This window comes from Mucilaginibacter sp. NFR10 (assembly GCF_900100445.1).
Taxonomy (GTDB): Bacteria; Bacteroidota; Bacteroidia; order Sphingobacteriales; family Sphingobacteriaceae; genus Mucilaginibacter; species Mucilaginibacter rubeus.
Map to the genome: position 1 here is coordinate 1,545,780 of NZ_FMTV01000001.1, position 25,540 is coordinate 1,571,319.

General features: G+C 42.6%; 17 protein-coding genes. 2 read left to right on the plus strand and 15 right to left on the minus strand.

Annotation, left to right across the window (positions count from 1 at the left end; translation table 11 throughout):
• Window positions 1-112: 112 nt before the first annotated feature.
• The 5 genes from BLP33_RS06400 to BLP33_RS06420 form a co-directional block, all read right to left on the minus strand.
• On the minus strand, window positions 113-868 hold the full coding sequence (locus BLP33_RS06400; RefSeq protein WP_090525880.1) for an SDR family oxidoreductase: 756 nt from the start codon (window positions 866-868) through the stop codon (window positions 113-115).
• 51 nt (window positions 869-919) lie between these two features.
• Window positions 920-1,270 carry a Spx/MgsR family RNA polymerase-binding regulatory protein gene (locus BLP33_RS06405; protein ID WP_090525881.1) on the minus strand — a complete coding sequence of 117 codons (351 nt, stop codon included), beginning with the start codon at window positions 1,268-1,270 and terminating at the stop codon, window positions 920-922.
• Between the two features lie 35 nt (window positions 1,271-1,305).
• Window positions 1,306-1,734: a cupin domain-containing protein gene (locus BLP33_RS06410; RefSeq protein WP_090525882.1), complete on the minus strand. Its 429-nt coding sequence runs from the start codon at window positions 1,732-1,734 to the stop codon at window positions 1,306-1,308.
• Between the two features lie 180 nt (window positions 1,735-1,914).
• Window positions 1,915-4,221, minus strand: a complete 2,307-nt coding sequence (locus tag BLP33_RS06415; protein WP_175489948.1) for a histidine kinase dimerization/phosphoacceptor domain -containing protein — start codon at window positions 4,219-4,221, stop codon at window positions 1,915-1,917.
• 157 nt (window positions 4,222-4,378) lie between these two features.
• A complete protein-coding gene (locus BLP33_RS06420) occupies window positions 4,379-5,485 on the minus strand; it encodes a sigma-54 interaction domain-containing protein (RefSeq protein WP_090525884.1) in 1,107 nt (368 codons plus the stop codon).
• A 401-nt stretch (window positions 5,486-5,886) separates the two neighbouring features.
• Here BLP33_RS06420 and BLP33_RS06425 point away from each other — a divergent pair, with 401 nt between their 5' ends.
• Together BLP33_RS06425 and BLP33_RS06430 are read left to right on the plus strand one after the other, a co-directional pair.
• Entirely contained in the window at window positions 5,887-7,809 is a 1,923-nt protein-coding gene (locus tag BLP33_RS06425) for a sigma 54-interacting transcriptional regulator (protein WP_217633112.1), read from the plus strand.
• Between the two features lie 310 nt (window positions 7,810-8,119).
• On the plus strand, window positions 8,120-10,450 hold the full coding sequence (locus BLP33_RS06430; RefSeq protein ID WP_090525886.1) for a tetratricopeptide repeat-containing sensor histidine kinase: 2,331 nt from the start codon (window positions 8,120-8,122) through the stop codon (window positions 10,448-10,450).
• A gap of 339 nt (window positions 10,451-10,789) precedes the next feature.
• Here the strand turns inward: BLP33_RS06430 and BLP33_RS06435 are convergent, their stop codons facing one another.
• From BLP33_RS06435 to BLP33_RS06475, 10 genes are read right to left on the minus strand one after another with little or no spacing between them, the layout of a single operon-like run.
• Window positions 10,790-12,937: a glycoside hydrolase family 31 protein gene (locus BLP33_RS06435; protein ID WP_090526241.1), complete on the minus strand. Its 2,148-nt coding sequence runs from the start codon at window positions 12,935-12,937 to the stop codon at window positions 10,790-10,792.
• Window positions 12,938-12,941: 4 nt separating this feature from the next.
• Window positions 12,942-15,512 (minus strand): glycoside hydrolase family 95 protein, encoded by a 2,571-nt coding sequence (locus tag BLP33_RS06440; RefSeq protein ID WP_090525887.1) that lies wholly within the window; start codon window positions 15,510-15,512, stop codon window positions 12,942-12,944.
• A 1-nt stretch (window position 15,513) separates the two neighbouring features.
• Window positions 15,514-17,979 (minus strand): glycoside hydrolase family 2 TIM barrel-domain containing protein, encoded by a 2,466-nt coding sequence (locus BLP33_RS06445; protein ID WP_090525888.1) that lies wholly within the window; start codon window positions 17,977-17,979, stop codon window positions 15,514-15,516.
• Window positions 17,980-17,982: 3 nt separating this feature from the next.
• Window positions 17,983-18,822 (minus strand): SMP-30/gluconolactonase/LRE family protein, encoded by an 840-nt coding sequence (locus tag BLP33_RS06450; RefSeq protein ID WP_254780070.1) that lies wholly within the window; start codon window positions 18,820-18,822, stop codon window positions 17,983-17,985.
• Window positions 18,823-18,853: 31 nt separating this feature from the next.
• On the minus strand, window positions 18,854-19,216 hold the full coding sequence (locus tag BLP33_RS27635; protein WP_217633113.1) for a hypothetical protein: 363 nt from the start codon (window positions 19,214-19,216) through the stop codon (window positions 18,854-18,856).
• On the minus strand, window positions 19,177-20,910 hold the full coding sequence (locus BLP33_RS06455) for a glucosidase family protein (protein WP_217633114.1): 1,734 nt from the start codon (window positions 20,908-20,910) through the stop codon (window positions 19,177-19,179). Before BLP33_RS06455 ends, BLP33_RS27635 begins: the two co-directional genes overlap by 40 nt.
• Before the next feature lie 26 nt (window positions 20,911-20,936).
• Complete coding sequence (locus BLP33_RS06460; RefSeq protein ID WP_090525889.1) at window positions 20,937-22,541, minus strand: glycoside hydrolase family 28 protein; 1,605 nt, start codon at window positions 22,539-22,541, stop codon at window positions 20,937-20,939.
• 2 nt (window positions 22,542-22,543) lie between these two features.
• Window positions 22,544-23,761 (minus strand): glycoside hydrolase family 88/105 protein, encoded by a 1,218-nt coding sequence (locus BLP33_RS06465; RefSeq protein WP_090525890.1) that lies wholly within the window; start codon window positions 23,759-23,761, stop codon window positions 22,544-22,546.
• A 23-nt stretch (window positions 23,762-23,784) separates the two neighbouring features.
• Window positions 23,785-24,249 carry a c-type cytochrome gene (locus BLP33_RS06470; protein WP_090526243.1) on the minus strand — a complete coding sequence of 155 codons (465 nt, stop codon included), beginning with the start codon at window positions 24,247-24,249 and terminating at the stop codon, window positions 23,785-23,787.
• Between the two features lie 7 nt (window positions 24,250-24,256).
• Window positions 24,257-25,540: a PQQ-dependent sugar dehydrogenase gene (locus tag BLP33_RS06475; RefSeq protein WP_090525891.1), complete on the minus strand. Its 1,284-nt coding sequence runs from the start codon at window positions 25,538-25,540 to the stop codon at window positions 24,257-24,259.

Sequence of the window (25,540 nt, forward strand, 5' to 3'; positions counted from 1 at the left end):
TTTGGTGCCAAGGCACTCTCTTACACTATATAAAGCGGATATTTTGTCAAAACAAAAACGCCCGTCACTTTGATGATGACGAGCGCTCAAACCATAAAACAAAAAAGATAAACTATGCCTTTTTAGGCTGGTTCATGTACCAATTTTCGAAGTTGATATTAAAGATCTTAGCATCTTTACCCGGCACCAGCATACCGTCATTTAATTCTACACCATAATAACTTGCATGTACATCAGCAACAACTTTACGAGGATCTCCATTTTTAGTTAAATACATCTGAACAAGATCTGATAGGTTGAACTTATCCGGCCCGGCTATTTCAACAATTTTATTCAATGGCTCCATCAATGCTACTTTAGCAACCGCAGTGGCTACATCGGCAGACGCAATTGGTTGAATATGTGCCGGCGACAGGCGGACAGTATCTCCTTCAGTTGCAGCATTGGCAATCCCGCTTAAAAATTCAAAAAACTGAGTTGAGTGGATAATTGAATATGGAACACCTGATGCTTTGATCAAATCCTCCTGTGCCTGTTTAGCACGGAAATATCCGCTATCCTGCAAACGATCTGTCCCAACAACTGATAACGCCAGGTGATGCTTAACGCCCGCAGCAATTTCGGCTGTAAGCAGGTTTTTGCCCGATGTTTTGAAAAACTCCATAACCGCGGCATCTTCAAACGAGGGCGAATTTGCTACATCAATTACAACATCTGTTCCGTTCAAAACCTCGGCAACACCTTCGTCGGTTACGGTATTTACGCCGGTTGCCGGTGAAGCCGCTATAACTTCATGACCTTGCTCTGTAAGTTTATTTACAACCTGCGAACCTATCAGTCCGCTGCCGCCTATTACTACTATTTTCATAATTTGTATTTTTAATGGCCGGTAAAGGCCGTTTTATAATTCTGTTATTTATTAATTGTGCAGAAAATGATCCTGGTAAATATCTTCATCAAAGCCAAACAAAAGAAAATCTCCGTCTTCAATAACCGGGCGTTTGATAATACACGGCTCTTCGACCAGTAATGCGAGCGCGTTTTCAGCCGTTTTTATTGAAGCTCTAACTTCAACCGGCAATTTTTTCCAAGTGAGGCTTTTGGTATTGACAAATGTGGAATAACCAGCTTTTGCATCCCAGACTTTGAGTTTATCCGACGAAATGCCTTGTGTTTTAAAATTCTGAAATTCAAAACCTACATTGTGTGCTTTTAGCCAGGCTAAAGCCTGGCGCGTGCGTATGCAGGTGGTTAAACCGTAAACTTTCATAAAGTTTGCTTGTTATTGATGAGGTTATTGCTTAATTATTTTGCAGCGGTTATGAACGGCAATTCTTTTGGGCCGATGAAATAAACCAATAGCTTGGCCTCTTCGGTTTTGCTCATATTTTTGCTTTCGGCATGTAAACCGTTAGGGTCTTCCCAAAATGCTTCGCCCTGTTTGTAAATATGGGTTTTGCCATTAAAAGTTGAAGATATATTTCCTTGTAATACATAGGCGATAGTAGGGATCGGGTGTCTGTGAGCTCCGGATACTTCGCCGGGTGCAAACTTCACAATCACCATTTTAACCTCCTGGCTTTTGATTTGAGGTGTAGTAATGATCCTTTTAAAAATAACTTCAGGTTCGTACTGTGTAACATTTACGTTTGCACATTTGGGGTCCTTTTTTGCCTGGGCATTAACGCCTAAAGCTGCACAGAACGCCAATAAGGTTAAACTTATTTTTTTCATAATAGAATAATTATACCCAAACCCGTTATTGAGTTTGTAAGGCAAAATTATACCGTATATAAAGGCTTAAACTGGTCCAGAGATCAGCCTTGAGAGGGACCAGGCAGCATTGCCCGGAAGTGGAGATAAGGAAATTAACTAAATATGTAAAAGAAACGGTAATTGAAACGAAACGCCATTTTACAATAGCGAAACCTCGCTGCCGGGTAATACAGCAGATGACTTTTCAACTTTGAATTGTATAGTCACAACAACTCCCCGGTTGCTTTTAATATCAAAGCTGCCACCCAACTGCTTACTGAGGGCCTTCATCATTTCCATACCCAATGAGGAGGTTTCGGCGAGTTCAAAATCAGGAGGCAGGCCCTTTCCGTTGTCTGTAACACTAAGCGTAATTGTATCCGGCGGTGATAAAAGTGCTTTAATAAAAATCTCTCCCCCATCTTGATCAAATGCATATTTAATACTATTGGTAATGGCCTCGTTTAATATCAGGCCCATAGGTACAGCCTGTGATATATCCAGGCTTACAGCATCCAGTTCTTCTCTGAATTTAATTCTTCGCCTGTTGCAATCGTAGCTGGTGTTCAGATATCGGGCCAAATCGTTAATATAATCGGCCATTACAATAGTCGCCACATTACTTTTATTATATAGCTTTTGATGGATAATAGAAATGGCCTGTACCCGGTTCCGGCTATCCTGTATCGCCTCGATGGCATCGGTATTTTGCAGATATGCCGATTGCGTGTACAATAAGCTCATCACTATTTGCAAGTTGTTTTTAACACGGTGGTGTACCTCCCGAAGCAGCCACTCTTTTTCTATAAGCAGGTCTTCTTGCCGTTTCAATAAATCATCCTTATCAGCAAGTAGTTTTTCTTTTTCTGAAAGTAGGGCTGACAGTATATGGTTTTGCCTGTCAATCTCTTGCTGTTTAATTTGCAGGCGTACATTGCTCCGTTGTTTGCCGCGATAGGCAATATATATCACAACCGCAAACACTACCGAAATAAGTACCCCGGCAAACGTGATATTTCTTTGCCGGTTAACTTTTTCCAGCTTGCCTTTTTGTATCTGCGCATTATTATTGAGGCTCTGAATGGTTTTATCTTTTTTAATAGAATTATAGTTGGCTTCTAATTCGTTAATTTGTTTAACCGTGGTGGCATTAGTGAGCGAATCTTTCATGCGCCTCATATATTGAAACCCCTTCAACGCGACATCAAAATTCCCCTCGGCCGAATCAATTTTATATTTATACCCGGAGATAATTATCCGTGAAGAGGTCGATAATCTTTTTAAGGGCAGGGTTTGAAGATATTTCAACTCATCCGATAGTTTTGTCCACTGTTTTGTTTGAATGAAATGCTGAGGAAGTGCGTCGTAATTTTCAACAAATCTGTCTACTGCATAAAACAGCGGATCATCATTAAGCGTACCATATAGCTTACCAAATACTTTTCTAAATGCTGGCACCTGTTTTTCTGCTTCCTCATTCCGGTTAAGAAAATTGTACAGTTGCATTTTTCTTGCAACATACTTACTTTGTTCTCCGAGGGTTTGGCTTGGAAATTTTTTTGGTGTTTCGCTTAAATAAGTAAGGGCAGTACGATATTTTTTTATCGTTATACAACAACCAATAGCCCCGTCAATAGCACTGTAATAATAATTTTGGTTTCTTATTTTAAGCGCTAATTCGGCCCCTTTTATAAAATATGGTAATGCTACACTGTCCTTATTGTTCTTCCTGTATGACAATGCTACAGCGATATTAAAAAAAGAAGCATCATAGTCGCTCCTACGCACGTCGGCATCACAACTGTTTATACATTCAATACGGGTAAGTAATTCTTTTTGAAGCTGATCTTTACGCGAGTATACTTCGGCCAAAAGGTAGTAACCATAATAGATCCTTGGAAATTTCATGGCCTTATACTCCTGTATTACAATAAGCATCTCTTTTTCAGCTTTATCAAACCTGCCTTCATTAAGATCGGCATCTGCAATTTTGCCGAGCGCATCGGCTATTTTAAGGCGGTCTGTTCCCTTTTTGTAAAGCTCGTATGCATTATTATAACATTTTGCGCGGGTAGCAAGCAGGCGCTTGTCATTAAAAGATAAATTGTTTCCATACAAGGTCCAGTATTCAGCTTCTTTTGAATAGTTACTTGTTTTATGGTAATAGCCGGTTATCTGGTTAAATAATGAGTCGGCAGCTTTGAAATCCTCCTGCTCAATAAATGTTAGTGCCTTTTCAAACAAAGCACGGTGCAGAAAATCGGTCGATCCTATTGCCTGGCTCAACGTTATTGCCGAGTTAAAATAAGTACGGGCAGTATCAAGGTTTTTTAGATCCCAAACAGGCTTCTCCTTAAAATGTCGCCCCAACTTTATTAGCGCGACGATCCGGTTAGTATCCTTTTTAGTTTTGTTGAGTTCGGTTGTTAAAGTTTTGAAATCCTGGGCATAAGCAAATAGCGACAAACAGCAAAGTAAAAACAGAATAAAAGAATGTCGTATCGCTGAATGCTTCATGAAAATCTACTATAATGCACCGGGATGTAGTAAACCCTAAACAAATGTTTAGCGCTAAAAGTAGCTATTTTTCATGATCCGAAGCAGGCAATACCTAAACTTATGTTTATGCTTTTTGCGGAAAATAATCCTGCTTACCAATATTGAGCTTTTTCATTTTGGCATGTAGTGTAGTTGGCGGTACACCCAGCCATTCGGCCGCACCACCTTCGCCGGCAATTTTACCGCCGCATTTTTTTAATACCGCAATGATATGGCACCGCTCAACATCAATAAGTGTTTTGTTTTTGAAAATGTCCTGATCACCAATGTTTTTGTTTGTATCATTCGGCAAGCAAACCTCTCGTAATACACTATCGTCAGATAGCAGGATACTTCTTTCAATCAGGTGTTCCAGTTGCCTCACATTTCCGGGCCATGAATAGCTTTTGAGTTGCTGCAGTGCTTTATTAGATATGAAACTGATTTTTTTACCGGTTAATTTGCAATAACGAAGCAGGAAAAAGTTTGCCAGTTCGGCAATGTCCTCCTGTCTTTCTCTTAACGGCGGCAAGCATATCGGGAAAACATTGAGGCGATAGTACAGGTCTGCCCTAAAACGATGCGCGTCAACCTCCTCCTCCAGATCGCGGTTGGTAGCTGCAATGATCCGGACATCAACTTTTATGGTTGTTTTCCCTCCAACCCTTTCAAACTCCCGCTCCTGGATCGCACGTAATAATTTAACCTGCAACTCCAACGGAAGTTCGCCAATTTCGTCAAGGAAAATGGTACCCTGATGGGCCAGCTCAAATTTGCCAATTCTACGGTCCATGGCTCCTGTAAATGCTCCTCTTTCGTGACCAAAAAGTTCGCTTTCTATTAGGTTTGCCGGTAGTGCCGCGCAATTAACAGTCACCATCGGTCTATTTTTTCTGGATGATGACAGGTGGATCCCCCTTGCAATAACTTCCTTTCCCGTACCTGTTTCGCCGAGCAGCAAAACTGTTGAATTACTTGGCGCAACCATGTTCATCAGCCTATACACTTTTTGCATCTCGGTGCTGTTGCCAATAATGCCGGGATATTGATTGTTGAAGACAGAGCCCCGCGCCGGACGATTTGTACCCGTATTTGCGCCCGAATCAATCAGGATACCTTGAGGTAAGTCAAACTGTAAATTCAGGTTCTGCATTTTGGCTTCCGGTTTGGATGTTATTCTTTCAGTGATCATTCCAATTTTATTTAGGGAGATTTCATTACAACTGCTTCGAATTTTATGCCACAGCCATAACAATTAAAAAAAGAACATTTTACCTTGTTAGCCGACGATATATCGGCGCTTTCGTTTTTTTGTGAATCTTATTTCGTCGGTTTACATTGCGAGTATCGGGCACTTAACGATGGGCGCTCTTATAAAATTCGCCGAAGATTCTCAAATACCTTAGTTTTCAGGACACATTTGGCAGATTATTAAAATAGGCCGAAATTGTATCATGTTATTTTGACCGCGGCACACGTATTGGATAGGATGTTTCATAACTAAAAGACTATTTAGCTAAATTTTCCTGGTCGAAAGAGTTTCGTTAAGGAGAATGGCATTGTGAAATAGCTTTATTTTTGCATAATATATTGATGAAGAAAATACTGATAGTAGAAGACGAATCTCTTGTAGGGCATCATTTAAAACTGATCTTAACATCGGCCGGATATAAAGTTACAGGCATATCAGAGTCAGTTAATGAGGCATTATCTTCTATCGACGAACAAAAGCCCGACCTGGTATTGCTTGACATTCACCTGAAAGGTGCACTAAACGGCATTGATCTTGCCAGGAAACTTACTGAACGGAATATGGCTTTTGTATACCTCACCGCAAACTTTCAAGGCACCTTATTGGAAGAAGCCAAATCAACAATGCCATTCGGTTTTATAGTTAAGCCATTCCGTGAGGACGACTTGCTCACTACGCTTGATGTTGCTTTTTACCGGCATCAAAACAGTATTGAATCAAGCAGGCAGCAAGAAATGGAACTGAACCAAAAGCTGAAAGATATCCGTAATTATGACGGCGATAAGGTGCAAAAACTATTGCGGCTCGCCGATAAGCTGCAGGCATATGTGCCGTTTGATTACCTTAATTTCATACTCAAAAACGCAAATATCCCAAGCATCACCAGCGTTGGTTTTTTAAGGATAGGCTTTGATGAATACCAGGTGCTTGGAGAACAGGAGTTGGTGAATGTAACCGGCACAGATCATGCCACGCTGAATAACATCTATACCTCGTTACCAGCTGTAAACAGAGCAAAATACTTTAATGATGAGGAAGTTGATCACCTTTGCAATCAAAATCCCTTGAGCAAACTAATCGCCGATACCTATGACTTCGAATCAGCGTTGTTTTTTCCAATTTTGCAAGACAACTCAACCTTAATAAGATACGAGTTTTACTGCCGAAGAAGCAATACCTATGGCCAACAGCATATTGCATTATTAAGCCGTTTGATTAACGTTTTGGGTAGCGTGCTTGAAAATGACAGGCAAAAGATCACTGCAGATCAACAGCCTTCAGTTCCCTCCGCCGAACCAGTATCGTTTAAAGAGCGTACCCGCGATTTTGACGGCATTGTTGGGCAAAGCCGCCCTATGCTAACTGTACTTGATCATATCAATACTATTTCGCCACTTGATACCTCAGTACTTATTCTTGGTGAAAGCGGCACCGGTAAGGAAAGAGTAGCTAAAAGCATCCATTCGCTATCGGCCAGGTCGGGCAAGCCTTTGGTGGTTGTTAATTGCGCGGCACTACCGGCCAACCTTATCGAAAGCGAGCTTTTTGGGCATGAAAAGGGTGCCTTTACCGGTGCTCTTGAAAAACGGACCGGTAAATTTGAAATGGCCAACGGCGGCACAATTTTCCTGGATGAGATAGGCGAACTGCCGATAGACCTACAAGTAAAGCTGCTTCGTGTATTGCAGGAACAGGAAATTGAACGTCTTGGCGGTAAGGGGCCTATAAAAATTGATGTTAGGATCATAGCTGCTACTAACCGCGATCTGGAAAAAGAAATGGAAGAAGGGCGTTTTAGGCTCGACTTATATTATCGCCTCTTTGTATTCCCTATCATTATCCCTTCTTTAAGGGAAAGAATTGACGATATACCTGCGCTCACTGATCATTTCATCTCGCACTTTTCAAAAAAATATAAAAGACAAATTAACGGGATCTCTCCCGAAGCGATGGCCCAAATGCTTGATTACGCATGGCCTGGGAATGTCAGGGAACTGGAGCATTTTATTGAAAGAACTATACTATTGTCAAAAACCTCAATTATAGAACAGGTTTTATTGCCCAAGCAGCCAGGTAATAAAACAAGCCTTGAACCCCAGGCAAGCACAAGAATGAAAACTATCGATGAAAATGAAAGGGACTATATCATAACCGTGCTAAAAAATTGCAACGGCCGAATAAGGGGTGCTGGCGGTGCCGCCGCGGTAATGGGACTACCTCCTACTACTCTTCATTCAAAAATGAAACGACTGGGTATTAAGTAGCCCAACTCCTTTTTCATAATATCACCGGAGTTATTACAATCTACAATAATCCGGATATCTATACCGACTACATATCGGACGGTGCTCTAAGTCCCGTCCGATATATCGCCTGCTTTGCATTCCAAACAAAAGACAAACAATTGATTTTCAAAACCTTATCCAGATGGCACAATCTTTCGTTTCCTGTATTTCATCTTAAGAGATGAGATGCCGGAAACTGAAACTATAATTAACTGATCCGCACCGGTATTAACACCCTTTTGAATAGCTATAACTCAAAAAAACTTTAGTTAAACCACATATCACGACGATGAAAAGGCTTGCCATTTGCATTTTTTTGATAAGCTACGCCTTCGTCGCCGGTGCCCAAAATGTAGTAAAACTGCTCGAAAAGCTTAATAAAACGAGGAAGGACACCAACCGTATCAACATGCAGCTTCAATTAGCCCGGCATTATTTGTACAAACCAGGCAGACCGCATACAGACATGGACAGCGCCGTATATTATATAACCCAGGCCGAAATGCTTAGTAAAACTATCCATGCCACAGCGTACCTGGATAGCGTGGTTTTTATTAAAGGAGAACTCGCTATAGAACAGAACAATTTGAGCCTGGCAAATCAAATTTTTACAGAAGCTGCTAACCATTATCAAACACATCGTCAACCATTAAAAGAAGCTAATGTATGGCGTTATTTTGCAAACCACATGCCTGCGTCAGATAAGGCTAAAACTGATAATAAACTAAAAATCCATAATAAGGCTTACGAAATTTATTTAAAAAACGGGTTCAAACTTCAGGCGGCTGATGAACAGTTCGATATCGCGTTAACTTATCAAAACGCCAATCAATTTGATAAGGCTGAGCAATATTATATTCTGGTAATCAAACAATTTGAGCTGTTAAAAAGCCCCCGAATTGCCGAGGCTTATTATAACCTTGCCGATACCTATTACAGAAAAGGCGATATGCCGAAAGAATTACTTGCCCGCATAAACTGCGTAAACGCTTATGAGGCCAACTCCAAACACGATACTTATTGGGGGCAGTATTATTATTTTACTTTAGGCGTTGCTTACTATAATAAACGGCAGTTTGGGCAAGCGCTCGTTTATCATCAAAAGTGCGTAGACATTGCAGCAAAGCTAAATGCTCATGAGATATATAACCTTGGTGTTCATGAAATACTTACCTGTTATATTAACTTAAAAAAATATCAAACAGCCATTGTCTATCTCAAAAAGACTTATCAAAAATTCCCTCAAAAAACAGTGATTGAGGAAAGCATGTTTCTTTCGGCCGAGATGAAGCTGTACAATCATACGAAGAACAACGCAAGTGCCGAAAAAATGATCCCAAGATTTAAAAAAATCCTTTTGCTGGTTCGTGACGGTATACCCGAGGAGAGCAAGAAAAATTATTACGCCATGGATAATTTTATTGCTACTTATGATCCGCTACCAAAGCATTACCTGCTAACCAGGCAATGGTTTAAACTGGCTAATGAGTTAACGATGCTGGAAGCGCTGCCCACCGGTAAGATGTCGGTGCTCTCAAAAATGACCATATATCAGCATAGGTTCAAGGTCGATTCGGCTAAAGGCGAATTTCTTGCAGCGCTAAAGGGCTTTCAGCGGATCAAAATTATAAAAGACTCCCTTACCAATATTGCAACGAGCAAGCAAATCAGTGAGCTTGAAACGAAATATTTATCAGTACAAAAGGATAAAAAGATCCAGGAACTCAACAACCAGTCAGCAATTCAAAAAAACAACCTTGAAAAAATTCACCAACAGCGAAATATCACTTTAGCGGGTGTATTGGTAGGCTTTTTATTGGCCGGAATATTATACTTCGCTTACCGAAGCAAGCAACGAAGCAACTTTAAGCTAAAAAACAAACAAAAAGAGATCAATATCCAAAACACTTCGCTCTCTTTCCTTCTGAACGAAAAAGAAAAACTGCTTCAGGATAAAGACAATTTATTAGGGCGTCAACAGGATTTGCTTACTGAAAAAGAATGGTTGCTCCGCGAGGTTCATCATCGGGTTAAAAACAACCTTCAAATAGTAATGAGTTTGTTATACACTCAATCTGCATATCTGCAGAATACCGATGCCCGGGATGCCATAAGGGATAGCCAAAACCGGGTACAGGCTATTTCTATCATCCATCAAAAGCTTTATAGCAAAAGCAATGTGGCAACTATTGTAATGGCCGATTATATTACCGATTTGGTGAGATATCTCTACACCTGCTATGATTGTGGAAATCGCAAAATCAGGTTTCAGGAAAACCTTGATCAGGTGAACCTTGATATATCGCAAGCCGTACCTATGGGCCTGATCTTGAATGAGGCTATCACTAACAGCATTAAATACGCATTTGATAAAACCGGAGGCGAAATACTTATTAATGCTAAACTGTCAGCACCGGAAACCATTACCTTGCTTATAAGCGACAACGGCAAAGGGCTTCCTTCGAATTTTGATTTGACAGAAACATCGTCCTTAGGAATGGAGATGATGAAAGCACTTAGCAAACAACTGGGCGGAACCTTTGAGATTAAAAATGGGCCTGGAGTAAACGTGCTTGTAATTTTTAAAGTTGAAAGACAAATGAGGAGACTGTCTTCCTAATTAGTCGATCAAATTTCTAAAGCAATTTCATTTCATCCAAAAGCGTTAATAGTGGGATAAGGGGTTCGATTGGATCCCTCTGGCTCCACTGAAAAAAAACCGAACCTAACGTTCGGTTTTTTTATGCTTTTTACAACAAAGCAGCTAATTGATTTATTAAGTATTTATAAATACAATACAGTATTCGGGGGTTTGAATCCATCTTTTCTAAAAATTGCACTTATCTTCAGCTGTAGAAGGGATAAACCTTTGATAATACGCGGTTTTTAATAGTTTAGGGTTACAGACATTCATAAATCTTTCAAAAGCGCTCAAATTATTTACCACTTTAATAACTTATTAATCGGTCATGGATTTAAAGGTTATTTTTTCAATATTATCAGGTTTGCCTTTTAGGGCGGGAGAGATAGAACCAATTAATTTCCCATTCTTTTTAATGGCAGTAATCTTGCGGAATGAATAGTTGCCTTTTTCGTAATCAAATGTCTCACCGTCATCATCATATAATGAATAAACACCGGGCTTGTTGCCATAATACCTGATCTCGAGATCTACCTTCTGTCCTGCTTTTGGCGCATGCAGCATTGCAGGCATCATAGGTATAATTCCACCATCCTTAACATACACAGGAATTTTATCCAGGCCCGGCTCAACGCTAATCACTTCACCTCCGCCTGCATATTTCCCGGTATAAAAGTCATACCATTTGCCTTTGGGTAGTATTACCTTTCGGCTGGTTTCACCCGCAAATACGGGCGCTACCAATAAATATTCGCCGGCCATATACTGATCTTTAACTTCTTTGGTTATGGCTTCTTCATATGGGTTCTCTTCCAGGTTTAACTGTTTCTTGTCAGTTTTGGCCTCTGAAACTCCAAAGCCGTCTTCCATATACATAGCCCTGAAAGGCGGGATCCCTGCAAAATGATATTTAGCAAATTCGCTGTACCAGTATGGTATCATTTGCATCCGCAGATTCGCCATAGCTTTTACCTGCTCAGCAACTTCAGGAAACGACCACGGTTTAGTACCACTTGCCCATGCATTGATCATGGCCATCGGCGAAAACACGTTTGATTGGAACCTGCGCAGCCACTCCTCTCCTGTTTTGGATGATCGTACTTCTGGCGTCCATAATACACCGGCAAAACCGCTGTTTACCAGCGCTGTGATAAAATCGCGGTGATCATAGTAATCATTATAGGTAACATAAGGGAATGATGCACCGCCACCGTTTGATGCACGCACCAGGCCGAATGTACGCTGGTTGCGCTGATGATAAATCTCGTTTGTATAACGCTGCATCATTAACCCATAGGTTTGGCGCATTTGCTCTGCAGCATGACCGGACGGGAAAACAGCTACATCGGGCCATAAGTAATTGTCGCCCCCGTCAACCTCATCCATTTTATACCCGCTGACGCCTATATCTATTTTTCCTTTTTCCAGTTCGCCGAAGAAGATTTTACGCGCTTCGGGCATACTGATGTCTGGTACGATGCCGTTCCAAACGGTATGTGAACCGCTATAGGGTAAAATATTTTTATAAAGGGGTGCTTGTGGCGACACATAGGGATTAGTCCACAAATTAAGCCTGATATTCTTTTTCAGCATATTCTGAATCAAAGCTTTTGGGTCAGGGAACCGGCTTTGATCCCATTCAAAAGTGCAAGGGTACGATTTACTTTGCCAACCAGGTTCAAGCCCTATAAAATCAAGCGGGTACCCCTTTTCTTCAAATGCCTTTGCTTCTTCTTCAACTCGGTGCGCGTCGGTTAAACGCTGCATGCGTTGAGTAAAGCCCAGCCCCCAACGCGGCGGCAAGCAGCCTCCGCCATTCAACAAATTATATCGCCTTACAGCATCCAGCATGGTTGGCCCGGCAAATACATAAATCTCGGTTCCGGCAGCAGGTACCAGTATTTCCACACCATCTGAATACGGGTGCGAGCTCCATGATTTATCCAGGTTACGGTCTTTCACTTCAGGCGGAGTTTTGCTGTCGCGATTCACAGCTGTGCCCGCGTATACGTTGAGATACCTTGCTGAATTAATAAACACGCCATAACCTTTTGATGATACGTAAAATGGCGTCGGCGCATGTGTACGACCATTATCCTTACCTGCATAATTATCAACATGAAGGGTAAGCACCTTTCCCCGTTGAAATACGGTTTGAAAATTTAAGCCGAACCCAAACAACTGTTCCTTTTTTTCAAGAGGAAAGCGGAGATAGGTTTTACCATCCTGTACCTTGCCGGTAATTTCCTCCTGTGCCAGGGGAAAACCGGCAGCAGGCATTTTCTGTAAACCGGCATGATAAGCTTGTGCACCTGAGGCCTTCAACAGGTCAAACTCCTCGGGCTTGCCAATGACACCTTTCCAGATGCCTGGTTCTATCTCCGTCCAGCTTATTGATTGCGCATGGAGTGATGCAGCAAAACTTAAAAACAAAACAAACAGCAAACAATATTTTAAATTTTTCATGGTATTACCGGGGAATAACAGTGTATGTTTTGCCTTTTTCAGTGGCAAAATCAATTAAGTAGCCTTTATTAAATGTAATGTCAGGAAGTTGAGTATCATCCACTTTTTGATAAACCGGCATCGCTGGCGGAGTATTTAGTATATTACTATTTATACCAACAGCAGTCTTACTGCCTGTCTCCACAATTTTTACGGGAATCGGTGTACGCAGCCTGCAAATGCCTCCCATGTTTGATTTAATGGTTGCTTTGCTCAGTTTCCCCTTTTTCCAGTCGATAGTCACCTCAAAATTTCCGCGGGCTTTGATGCCTTTGACGCTGCCATCGGCCCAGGCATCGGGCAGGGCTGGTAACAATTCAATTTCACCATCCTGGCTTTGCAGAAGCATCTCGGTCATGCCCGCTGTTCCTCCAAAATTTCCATCAATCTGGAAAGGCGGGTGCGCATCAAACAAATTCGGATAGGTGCCGCCCCCGCTCATTTGCTCTTTTTTCTGCAATGGGTCCATATAATTAAATGCGGCAGCTAATATTTTATAGGCATGGTTGCCATCATGCATTCGGGCCCACCAGTTCACCTTCCAAGCCATTGACCAGCCTGTACTTACATCGCCCCGGTAAATCATGGATTGTTTTGCCGCCGCCGCTAACTCCGGCGTATTAAATACTGAGATCTGCCTGCCGGGAAACAGGCTGAACAGTTGCGAAATATGCCTGTGGGTATCTGCCGGATCATCCCAGTCTTTAAACCATTCCTGCAATTGGCCATGCTTGCCTATGTGAAACGGATAAAGTTTATTATATGTATTTTTCAGCTTATCGGCAAATGCGTTATCAATATCCAAAATACGGGCACTACTGATACAATCCAGAAACAGCTCCCGAATAATTGACATATCCATGGTAGAGGCCATGCTTACCAGGTATTCTTTACCATTGATCTTAACTGTGTTTTCGGGTGATGTTGAAGGGTTTGTTACCAGATAGCCTGTGTTGGTATCAGTAATTAGCCAGTGCAGCATAAATTGTGCAGCACCTTTCATAACAGGGTAAGCAGTTTCGCTTAAAAAAGCCTTATCAACGGTAAAAAGGTAATGATCATACAAATGAAGGCTCATCCAGGCACCGCCCATTGGCCAGGCCGACCACCTTACAGAACTTTTAGGATCCTGATCATAATTACCAACAGTTGATGTTTTAGCCCAAATATCGGTATTATGATGCTCAACCCAGCCTTCATTGATATTATAATTTACTTTAGCAGTGACTTTACCATTTACCGCAAGCTCTTTCAAAAAATCGAACAATGGCTGATGGCACTCAGAGAGATTGGTATTCTCGGCCAGCCAGTAATTCATTTCGGTATTAATATTGGTGGTATAATTGCTGCCCCAGGGTGGTATTACCTGGTCATTCCAGATCCCCTGTAAATTGGCAGGAGCACTTCCCGGCCTCGAACTGGCAATGAGCAAATAGCGCCCGAATTGATAATACAGCGTTTGCAACTGCTTATCGGGTTTCGCTATATTGAAGTTTTTAAGCCGTTCATCTATCGGCTGTTTTATCATTTCAGCATCAGCGCCTAAATTAAAATCTACACGTTTAAATAAATGCTGATAATCGGCAATATGCCTTTGCTTAAGCAGGTCATATGTTTTTTGTTCGGCAGCCGAAAGGCTCCTATCAGCCTCGATAGCAGGGGCTGTACCCTGTAATCCGGGCGATTTATCAAAGCCATTAAAGCTGGTAGCTTCAGTCAGATATAGGATAACCTCATTTGCACCGCTAACCTGCAGCGCATTGTTAACAGCACTTACTTTCCCCCCAATATTCTTTATTTTAAGGTTGATGCGGAAATTCATACCCTCGCCTTTGGGCTCGTCATAAATCACCTGCCTGGGTTCGTAATCACGGTTAGCAACATAAGTTGGCGCTTTGCCATTCAAAACCAATTTATTGCTACCGGCTACCGAAACAGTAAAGCGTAGTTTACTTTGCAGGTTGGCCTTGAAATTTACCGCCCCCTTTTTATCGGCAGTAATACGCACTACCATCACCTTGTCGGGGTAACTTATGAAGGCTTCTCGCGAAAAATTAGCTCCATTAACCTTATACCTCACCGTAGATACGGCATTATTTAAATCCAGCTCGCGGCGATAATCACTACAGGTGCTATCAGTCAGGTTAAAATCAAGCAACAAATCGCCTAAAGGAAGATATCGGGCAGTGTAAGGTCCCTGCAGATATTTTTTCCATATTGCTGCTGCTTTGCCAAAATCCCCGGCAAAAACAGCGGCGCGCACTTCGGGCAGATGGGCAGGCCCCTGCGGATTGTTTCCCGGTTCAGGATAACCGGACCAAAGATTATGATCATTCAACTGAAAACGTTCATGATTAACACCGCCAAACACCATAGCTCCGGTAGTAGCATTACCCAGGGGCAGCGCCTCTTCCCAGGCAACCGCGGGTTTTGTATACCAAAGCTTTAAATCCGCATTATTACTTTTGGTTTGCGCAACAGCAAGTTTGGCACTTATCAAACCCACAAAAACTAAATACTTTTTAAGCTGATGCATATTAAAGATTTATAAATACAGTTTGTAATCCCGGCGATTGTACACCTACTACACTTTTACCGTTTTGGGTTTGTACTTTTATAGTAGCGCGACCATTATAAGCCTGCACTTTTCTTGATCCGCCTGATGTACCTAAATCATCCTGCAATATGCCATCCCCGCTTAGCGAAAAGCTGAGCCAGTTTATAGCATCGAGGCACTGGATACCGTTTTTATCTAAAACTTTAACCTGTACTGTGGCAAAACCATTTTCTTCTGCTATTTTCTCAACTATCAGTTTAGCCGGCCTATCCCATTTATCTGTTTGATAAATCTGGTTAATCTCATCGGTTACGGTAGCTTTTCCCTTTTGAGCCACTACGCGGATATTGTTGCTGCCTTTCTTAAACGTTACCACCCAGCGCAAACCGGCAGCAGGAAAATCCTGGCTGTTCCGTTTTTTTATACCGCAGCTCTTTCCATTCAGAAATAACTCGGCGGTTTCACAGTTCGAATAAACTTTAATCACCTTCTGTTCTCCCTCGCTTCCCCATCTTACAGGCCAGGTATGCCCGTAAATATGTGCCATTGGTTTGGTTGTCCAATACGATTGAAAAACGTAATATGATTCCTTTTTGGTCATGTCCCGTTCCACCACACCCTTTTGGTTCATATAAGGGATCGGGTTGTCCGGCCGTAACGGTGTCGAAAAATCTTTGAATACCCAAAAGGCCGATCCTGTTAACCAGGGTATTGTCTCCTGCTCTTTTAAATGCCAGTCGAAAAGATTGCAGATATAGCTTTCGCTCCAGTCGCCATCCTTTGAAACCCTTGCATCTCCGCCGGAGAGCGACGCGTCGCCAGCGCGTTCATCGGCGCCACCTCCCTTCTTAATATTAACAAAGGCCTTATCAGGATCTTCAGAATGACGCAACGCATGGCTGTCCCCGCCCCATTCTGCATGAAAAAAGTGGTTTACTTTCTTAAACTCATCGAGGGTTGTTTGCTTATACTCGTTATAAGTACCACGATACCAGCCTGCCCATATAGAGGGTGAATACACATCAACAATATCCTTGCAAAAGTCACAACGACGAATGGTGGTTTTTCGGGATGGATCGAGCCGGTGGGCAAGGCCATTTTGCTCGCTCATAAAGGCCCTGATCTTTGCTTTATCAAACTCTGAGAAATCACCTTCCCAATCATTCTCATTTCCAAGCCCCCATAAAATTATAGCTGGATGATTATAATGCTGCTCAATCATGTTGGTAAGCATTTGCCGGGCCTGATTTTTATAAATCTCGCCTCCCAAGCCACCGCGGCACCAGGGCTCTTCTTCCCAGGCCAAAATACCCAGGCTATCGCACAGATTAAGTGCAATCCGCGATTGCTGGTAATGGCCCAGGCGAATAAAGTTTACGCCCATATCTTTCATGAGCTGCATTTCCTGCCTGGTCATACCTTCGGTCATCGCAGCTGCAACACCTGCCTCGTCTTCATGACGATGGGTACCCCTTAACAATAGGCGTTTACCGTTAAGCATGAAAGGCCCATGATCCACAAATTCAAAATTCCGGAACCCTATCTTTTCCCTTTGGGTAAAAGTACTGCCATTGGCACGCGCACTAACCTCAACAGTATATAACACCGGATGATCTGGCGACCATAATTGCGGCTTTTTAACCGTAAATGAACCAACCGGTATTTCTCCCGCAGTAGAAGATAAATTATATTTTGATTGCTGGATAATTTTACCCTGCGGATCAATGATCTTAATATCACCCTCAACTGCATTTATTTTTTCAGGATCATAGACACGAAGACCAATATTTAACTTCCCTTGCTTACCATCTTTATCAACCTCTGCCTTGGCAAAAACCTTATCCAACGAAACAACAGGTACGTATACTAAAATGAGATACCGGTAAAGTCCGCCATACACTGTAAAGTCCGATAAACGTGACGGAATACTTTCAAGGTCGCGCGAGTTATCACACCTTATTTCGACAGGGATATTTCCTTTAAATTGAGTTTGGCAGATCTCTGTTTTCTTAAAGTCATTAACAGCCTTTGTTATATCTACCGTCCATTCATCGTAGCCGCCCAAATGCGAACCTACTTTGGTGTTATATACATAAACGTCAGTCTTTTGCCCGGCACCTTCAATATGCAATAGTGTACGCCCTCTTTGATATGGGTTATTGATGCTTACCTGGGTACGGTACCATCCCGGCCCCTGGTAGTAGTTCACATCGGGATCTACCGCGTCACGCGCGTTAAAACAATGCGGAAGCACTACCTGCTGCCAGTGCGGAACATCATGCGGAATGCCTTTATCTTCCGGACGGATGGCTTCCCAAATCCCACCTAAATCTTGTTTTATAAACTGCCAGCCCGTATCTAAACGGGTATTTTGCTGCGCGAATAAAGACTTAGTACTCAAAACAATTATCAATATTAAATACAGTCTTAGATTTTTCAACTGCATATATTAACGAGTGATTAGTTTATAAGCCGCTACCTTCTTTCCAAAAAATGTTGGCACATACAAAATGTGATTAACGGTGTCGTAACCTAAATCAGCAGTATTCATCTTTTGTGCCTCCGAATCAAGCAGGGTTTCTATTTTACCATCGGCCGTTACATAAAATATGTGGCCCGACCCGCAGGTAATCAAAAAGTCGCCATTGCCTACCGGCTCCAAACCATCACCTCCACAGCTCAGCGTAGTTATTTGGGTTAAATTGCCTTTACTATCCGCCTTCATGAACTTTGGCCCGCCGAGGATATATAGATCATCATTAATGGCTTTAAGCCCGTTTACACCATTTACGTTCGTTAAAAAAGTTGTTACCTGCCCCTTTTCTATCCGGTGGATTTTTTTGGTTTTACTGTCTGATACGTAAACTATCCCTTTGCTATCTACGGTAATGTCGTTTAGCATTTTCGCGCTGTCGACAGGGATTTTATTGATCACTTTGCCCGTTTTAATATCAATAACTACCACTTCCGACAAATCGGCTGCACATAATTGATCCTCAACCCGCCCCAGGCCTTTAGGTGAGTTTAAGCCGGTTGTAAAGTTCAGGTCGATGATCTTTCCATCCAGTCCAATCTTTGCAACCCCACCTTTACCATCAACCGCGCTGGGGTTTCCTTCAATTTCTGATACGTATAAGATTTTCTTTTTGAAATCCGGTAAAACAGATTCGGGGATGCGTACAACGGTATCAGTTTCCCAAAGCTTTTCCAATTGGTGTGTTTGTGCAAAAGCGCCCTGTACCATAAATGCCATTAAAGCAGGCAATGTGTATTTCAATATTTTTTTCATAGGGTTTGTTTTTTATACATCAAGGTACAGTTTATAATACCACCGGTTGTGTTGCGCCATCAGTAATCTTGTATTTAATTACTTTGCTACCCTCTGTGATGGAGATAAGCAGCTTCCCTTTGTTTTGCCGTGAGATTTGGAGATTAAAAACATGGCCGAATGCGTGAACATTATTCAAGGCCATTTCATTCCATCCCTTTGGTAAACGGGGCGTACAATCAAAATTGCTGAAACCCGTTGGCCTGATGCCGAATAAACCTTCGGTAAAAATCCGGCAATAAAGCCCGCTTTCAGCCGATAAATGCCTTTGATTACCTTCAGGATAAGCTTCCACCGGGTAAGGCACATGCTCGCCTAACAATCTTCTGCGCGAATAATATTGCAGATATTCCATTGCCTTTTCGGTTTTACCTGCCTGCAATACGCCGCGAAGCGCATACAGGGTTGAGCGGTCCCAAAATGTTCTTTGCCCGCCTGTGTTGCTAATCCATCGGCAGTCCACAAGCTTGGCGAAAACAGGGCATTGATGGTTCCTTCGCTCCTGTCTAAAATACTCATGGTAAGCGGCAGGCAAATCCAGGCACGCAGTACATCATTAGTTTCATAGTATTTATAGGTTTCAAAACCTTCGATAGTTGCCCCAAAGTATTTTTCGATATTGATTTTAAGTGCCGCGGCCTGCTTTAAGTATTCATCTGTTTGTGTTTTGGGTTGATGTAATTGTTTGCCAAGATATGCAGCGGAGATCAGGGCATCATAATAAAGACTGTTGGTTGAAAGGTTGGCTTTGCCCGATGGAAAGCGCCCTTCCAGTTCATCATGATCAGAAGTAACTACACCCTGATCATTCAGTTTCCCGTGACTATATTCCAGGCACCAGGCGATGAGCGGCCACAGTTTTTTGGCAGAGTCGGGTTTACCATACGCTAATGCATACCTTGATGCGCCATAGGCAATCATGGCCTGATCTCCCCTGTCGCCTGCCCCTTTCCATACCGCATCGCCTTCAGCCACTATTGAACTGGGAATTGGTTTGTATTCCGGGTTCATATACTTTGCAAACAACCGGTAACAGTTCATGGCCGACAGGTTGCTAATGCTATCTCCCGAAAAAGCGAAAAACGGGCTGATATATTCGGCCTGGTCATTTGCCCAAATAGCGGCATAATACGCAAGCCCGCCGGGACCATGCAGGTAACCAACTTTGGTTTTGTAAATACTCTCCGTGCCCCTGATCTTGGCAAAGGCAAACGCGGTATTCAAGAGCGTATCGGGCGTTTTTAATTGCAGCGGCGATAAAATAGTATTTATACGATTTTCACGAGCCTTTTCTTCAGCATTGGCATCAATTTTAATAGGCTGGGCCGGAAAATCAGTAGCGAGGTAATAAACCGAAAAGGTAGTATTTGCTCCGGGTTGAACTACCCTGCTGCCAGGATCAACAGAGCCATTGATCACCGAATGGGGCCTTTCTTTACTTTTAGCACTATCCGTCCTGACTTCACGCCGCAGATATTCCATAGTAATAGTAACCGGCTTATCAGTTATATTGGTAAACACAAACTTTTCAATTACCATTGGCTTATCTACCGATGGAAAAATACTCCTGTCGATTTTTACCAGCGCCGGATTACCTGCCGTAGCGGCTATTCTCATGATCCCTTTATGGCTGATACTGGTGATATTATATGAAAGATCGCCTGATTTTTTACCATTGGCCAGGTCTGTCTTTAGCTTACGGTTGTTGACAAAAAAGCGCGGCAATTCGCCGTCAACAAATGAATAATCGATGTGGGTCCGCGTGCCATCGGGCAACATCCTGAAAGTAGGAAAAACAACGGTTCTTGAAATAGACGAGTTACCGGCGCTATCTAAGCCATACTGTACCCATACAGATACTTTCTCGCCCGACATTTCGATATGATCGGTGTGGGGCAACCGGCCATTAATAGTCCATTTAATGCTTCCGTCAGGCTGAATCGCCCATCTATCTGTTTGCACGGGCGACACAACCTGCTGGGCATAAACCATATGCGGAAAAATAAAAGTAAGGACAACTAAAAATATTTTCTGTGGATGTATCTTCATATGTTCTGTTTGATGGCTAAATAATGCTAATTTAAAATGGCAATGCCTGCTTTTAGACCGGCAGATAGTTCAACCTTTTTTGAGATTCCGGGAATGTTGTTTTTCAGGATCTTGATATTACCGCTTGCGTCACCTTCAACACGTACAAATGCATCTGCAGAACCAGCAACCGTGGTATTCTTTATCAAAGCTTCGGCAACGCTTTCTAACCTGATCACTGCTTGGGCTCCTGCTGTTTCAGGAATTATGCAGGAATTAAGTTCAATGTTTTTCCCGTCCTCACAAATGAAAGCCGGTCTGAGGTCATTGCTACCTAATGTGAGTTTTATATTATCGAGTTTTAACCCGTCAACATGCCTGGCCCATATGCCATAAGCAGGAACAAGCGGACCAAATGTTTTTACTTCGGGATATTTATCGATGGCTTCCGGAACAACCTGCCGGGCGTTTTCTTCGCTGCCGCCACCGGCCAGATTTATCTCGATGTTTTTTAAAGTGAGCCCTTTAATATTATGCCCGGGAATCCCTGTTATCAGAATGCCTGACGGCGGCATGAGCTGTGCATTATCTGCTGCCTTTGCCTTAACATTTTGAATGGTTACATTTTCAAGTGTTCCTATTGGTTGCTGTGTATCCTGATCTTTGCGGAATACGCTTAACCTTGCCCCCAAACGGATCAGGATAGGCGTTTTCACTTCCACCATGGTAATATCAGCTATTTCAATATTCCTGATATTCGCCCCATCTACAGAAAGCAGCTTGATACCTCCGTTAGCCGTGTCATAAATATAACACTCTGAAATCCTGATATTTTCAAATGGCGCCATCGATTCTGTACCGATCTTGATGGCACCCTGCCCGCTTTTTAACCGCAAGCCCGAAATCACAATATTTTTACAGGCCATTTTGCTTGATGTTGTTTTGAAACACAAGGCATCATCGCCGCTTACCACATCGCAATTTTTGATAGTTACATCCTGGCAGCCGTCTATATCCATACCGTCGTTGTGGGCAACGCCCCTGCTTTCAATCTTTACGTTCTGAATGTTTACCTGCTTACATTGAAAGTAATGCGAGGTCCAGGCGGCTGAGTAATTTAAAGTAACACCGCTTACAGAAACATCTTGGCAACGTACAACCCGCAATAAAAAAGGACGCCTGCCCCAGCGCTGTGATTCGGCACGGGTATCGGTTAATATCTGCTGTGCTTTTAGTTTTGATCCCTGACCGTCAATAATTCCTTCGCCTTCAATGCTGATGTTCTTTTTGTCAACGGCTACAACCAATGCCCAACCTACGCTAATCCCAAGTCCTTCAACAAAGGGATCAAGGTTCTTGTAATCATTAACATCGGTACTACCTAATAAAACGGCTCCTTTATTCAGATGCAGCGTAATATTGTCATTCAATGCAATTGTACTAGTTAAAAACACACCTGATGGAACAACTACCTTACCGCCGCCTGTTTTATAGCACGCGTCAATGGCATTTTGAATTGCCATTGTATTTAATGTTGTACCATTGCCGGTAGCGCCATAAGCGGTGATATCCACATCGGCAGCGAATAACCTACAATCAGATGCCAGCACCATAAATGCGATACAAAATAACAAACTTATCAGCCTGTCCATACTTATTTTTTCCTTTCGGCTTTAATCATTTCAGCTCCGGCCAGTAATAATGCGCCTAAACCATGTGTATCGTTCGGTTCGGTTGGGCGGGTATAATAAAATTTGATGTCGGTGTCCATATTAGTGCCGATACAAACATCCTGCAATTGCCCGTCGGCTGTTACTTTTGAGGCTAAACCTTTCCATCCTTCGCGTGCAATGGCAATGTATTTTTCATTTATCCAGCCCTGGTTTACTGCCCTGGCCACCGCATAAGTATACATAGCTGTAACCGATGTTTCGAGATATGAATCGGGCTTGTCCAATAACTGGTGCCATAACCCGGTTTGATCCTGGTAACGGGCGTAACCTACTATTTGTCTCAGCAGTAATTTGATCAGCTCTGCACGTTTTGGATGGTTTGTGGGTAAATTGTTTAACAGTTCAACCTGTGCCATGGCTATCCAGCCGTTGCTGCGCCCCCAGTGACCTACACCATTGGTTTGATCATCAGAATAGTAATTATGAAAGAACAAACCAGTGGCCGGGTCGTAAAGGTATTTATTGAAATTCTCTACCTGTTTAATAGCATCATCAAAGTATTTATTATCGCCGGTAAGCTTACCCATACGTGCCAAAAACGGGATACTCATGAACATATCATCGGCCCAAAGCGTGCCAAAGCGGGGCTGCGGGCGGGCAAGTGTACCATCGGGCAAGCGCATTTGTTTAGTTAGGATATAGGCAGCAGACCTTTCCAGATAGGCCTCATAATCCTTCCTTTGTGCAAGGGCATCCACATCAAACAAACCAGCCGACATTGCGCCACAAGCATCGAGATTAGTAATATTGAATACAGAACCGTATTCTACCTTACCTGCTTTTGCTTTGTAAAGCGTTTCGAAATAACTAAGGTTATCAAAAATAAAAGCAAAATTATGCTGTAAATAGTCTGAATATTTTTTGTCGCCAAGCACATCCGCAGTTTGCATCATGCCTATAGTTAAAACACCATTTACATATGCCCATTTGTTGTATTTATTATCAACCTTGACATCTATGGATGAAGCCAATCCCTTGGTAGAATTATATTTTTCGTTTGTTTTAGCATTAACAAACTGAAAGGAAGTTTCCTTAATAATGTTATCGGCAACACGGCGCACAATATTTTCAGTATTAACGTCCTGCCCAAACGCTGCCGAAGCATAGGCAATAAGCAACAAGTATAAAAATGATTTCATTTTAGCTGTTTTTAATTTGATTGTTATATATTTTTAATAGCTGCCTTCTTTATATTCTTCGCGCGGACCGCCCTAACCTGAGCTGCTGTAATTGCCCCACCTTTATTACCAAAACTTTTCCGCACATAAGTCAATACATCTGCAATTTCACGATCCTTTAAAAAGTCATGCGCGGGCATCACATTTGAATATGATTCTCCGTCGATATCAACGTTCTCCGAAAACCCATTAAGCACCACTTTAATTAATTGTGCATGATTGCCTGTTATATAGGATGTTTTGATCAACGGCGGGTTCATATTTGGAACCCCTCCGCCATCGGCCTGGTGGCAGGTTAAGCAATGATTTATATAGATAGCTTTGCCATTTGCCATAGAAACGGTCAGGCCAGCAGTTGGCTTCGCTTTTGTTTTCGCCCTGGTTTTAACCTGTGCTATTAACTGGAAACAGCTAACAGCAAAAAAGAGGGTCAATAAATATTTAGTCATTGGTTTATTATTTTTTAAGATAGATAATACGGTATATGGTACCTTTTGAATCATCTGTAACATATAATGAACCATCCGCACCCTGGGCAAGTCCGCAAGGACGATGGTCTGCGCGCCCGGCCGCAGTTTTCTCTGGCGAGCCTGAAAAGCCATCAGCAAATACTTCCCAGGCACCATCAGGTTTACCATTTTTAAATGGCTGAAAAACAACGAAGTACCCGGCCTGCGGTTCAGGTGCCCTGTTCCAGGAGCCATGAAAAGCGATAAAAGCACCGTTTTTATATTTCGCCGGGAATTGGTTTCCGGTATAAAACAACAAACCATTAGGGGCCATATGGCCGGGATAGGCGACGGCAGGGTCAAGAAACTTAGCATCGGCCTCTTTTTTTCCGTCGCCGCCATATTCCGGGGCCAGGATCTTTTTATGTTGGATCTGATCGTAATACATGTATGGCCAGCCTGCGTTATCGCCTTTTTTAAGGGCATACATACACTCGGCAGGTAACTCGGCTGATTGTTTGGTGGTATACAGTTCGGGCCATGAGCTATTCAGGTTATCCCTGCCATGCTGCATTACAAAAAGCTGATTATTCTGCTGATTCCAGTCCATACCTACCATATTTCTTAAGCCGGTAGCATACCGTACACCATCGCCATAGGTTTGATTTAATTTATCAGTTTTAAACTGCCATACCCCTCCCATCGAATCCAGTATCGGGCATCCCGCTATGCCGGGTGAATGCAGGCCGCGGTCCTTTTCCTGGCAGGAGTTGAACCAGGCGCCTATGTTTACATAAATATTGCCGTCGTTATCCAGCGCAAATGATTTGGTTTCATGCTGACGGCCTGCCTTTAACCCGGTAATTATTTTTTCGGGCTGATCGGGGTTGATCACTTCGTTTTTATCATTCACCTTATACCTGAACACCTCGGTATTTGATGATGCATACAGGTACCCGTTCTTTAAATAAACCTCGGTGCCGCCATAAGTACCAAAGCCCGATTTAAGTTCGGCCTTACCATTGGGCGCTTCATGAAATACTAAAATCCCCTTCCCCTCTTTATTGGGTTTGGCCAGCTTTACATAAATATCGCTCTGCGGTGTAACTACTAAATGCCGGGCCTTTGCACCGGTTTCGGCAACTTTCAGGGCACCGAAACCTAAAGGTAATTTTAAGCCCGCGTTATCGGCGTCGGGCACCACTTCTGTTACTGGCTTCAGGGCATAAAGCATTAGGCTCACCGGCAGGATCGTAAGAATTGTTGCCCATTTAAAAAGTATACTTTTCAT